This is a genomic window from Glycomyces sp. MUSA5-2, assembly GCF_037034145.1.
In the GTDB taxonomy this organism is placed as follows: domain Bacteria; phylum Actinomycetota; class Actinomycetes; order Mycobacteriales; family Micromonosporaceae; genus Glycomyces; species Glycomyces artemisiae.
In genome coordinates, this window is record NZ_JBAGKG010000025.1 from 1 (window position 1) to 1485 (window position 1485).

Below are 1485 nucleotides of genomic sequence, written 5' to 3' on the forward strand. Positions count from 1 at the left end.
GACGGTGAAGCGGTCGACGGTGACGGCGCCGCCCAGGGCCTGGGTGGCGTAGTTGAAGACCGCGAACCGGTAGCCCATGAAGAACGTCCAGTTGCTGTTGAGGGTGAAGGCGGGGCCGAGCGGCGTGAACGCGGCCCCGTCCTCGCTGTAGGAGAACAGCGCCTGTCGGCCCGAGCCGGGCCGGATGTCGGCGGTGACGCGGAGCCAGACCCGGGTCGAGCACAGGTCGGCGCTCGCGCGCTCGGTGCCGGTCCCGGTGGTGTTCCAGCTGCCGTCCATGGTCAGGCCGTCGGTCATGACGACGCGGGGCACGCCCGCCTCGCGTTTGACGCCGATCCACGCGGAGGCGTCGCGGAGCATCGCCAGCCCCGCGCGGTCGCCGTCCCTCATGGACGCGAAGTCGAGTTCGACGGTGGCCGTGGAGGACGGGCCCTGGATGCGGTGGGTGAGCGTGTTGCGCGCGTTGTAGAGGTCGTTCGTGACGGTGGCGGTCTGGAGGCGCAGGCCGTCGCCGGTCGACCATTTCGTGTTGTCCGGGTTGTGGTTCCACTCCCATTTGGCGGCGAGCGCCGACGCGGTGAACGTGTCGGCGCCGGTCAGCGGCGGCGTCGGCGATGGAGTGAGGTTCGGGAACGGGTAGGTGCTCCCCCAGGCGCCGTTGACGGTGGTGACCTGCGGCCAGCCGTCGGCGGTCCAGGTGATCGGCGCGAGGGCGGGCATGCGCCCGCCGGGGTAGGCGTCGACGAAGGCCATGTAGTACCAGGCCCCGCCTGGGGTGGAGACGAGGCCGCCCTGGTGGGGGACGCCGCCGCCGCTGATCGGGCCGGGCATGTTCAGCAGCACCTGCCGCAGTTCGTAAGGGCCCCAAGGCGACGAGGACTTGAGGATGTACTGGCCGTTGGCGGGGCGGGTCAGGAAGATGTAGTAGTTCCCGTTGATCTTGTAGAAGCGCGAGCCCTCCAGGGTGCCGATGCTCGACGGGGTGGAGAAGACCTGCTGGTTGCGCACCTCGGTCTTCCCGTCGGCCGAGAGCTGGGCGACCGAGATCTGGGTGTTGCCGTAGGCGACGTACATGGTGCCGTCGGCGTCGACCAGCATCCCGGCGTCGTAGTAGGCGCGGGAGAGCTGGGCGTGCTGGGTCCAGGGCCCGGCGGGGTTCGTCGCCGTGTACATGTAGGACCGTGCGAAGTCGATCTGCCCGAGCCAGTAGAAGCGGTTCTCGCTGGGGCGGTGCGCGATCGTGGACGCCCAGATGCCGCGCACGTAGCCGCGGCCGCCGCTGAGGTCGTACTTCGACCCGAAGTCGAGCCGGGGCACCGAGTGCCCGATGAACTCCCAGTTCACCAGGTCCCGCGAGTGCAGGACAGGGGCGCCGGGCGAGTAGTGCATCGTCGAGGCGGTCATGTAGAAGTCGGAGCCGACGCGGATGACCTCGACGTCGGCGAAGTCCTGCCAGACGACGGGGTTCGCGTAGGAGGTCTGCTG

Annotated in this window: 1 protein-coding gene; it reads right to left on the reverse strand. The window is 69.6% G+C overall.

Annotation, left to right across the window (positions count from 1 at the left end):
• Nucleotides 1–1485: glycoside hydrolase family 43 protein (locus WA640_RS28670; protein ID WP_335992383.1), on the reverse strand; the 1485-nt coding region annotated here is incomplete at both ends.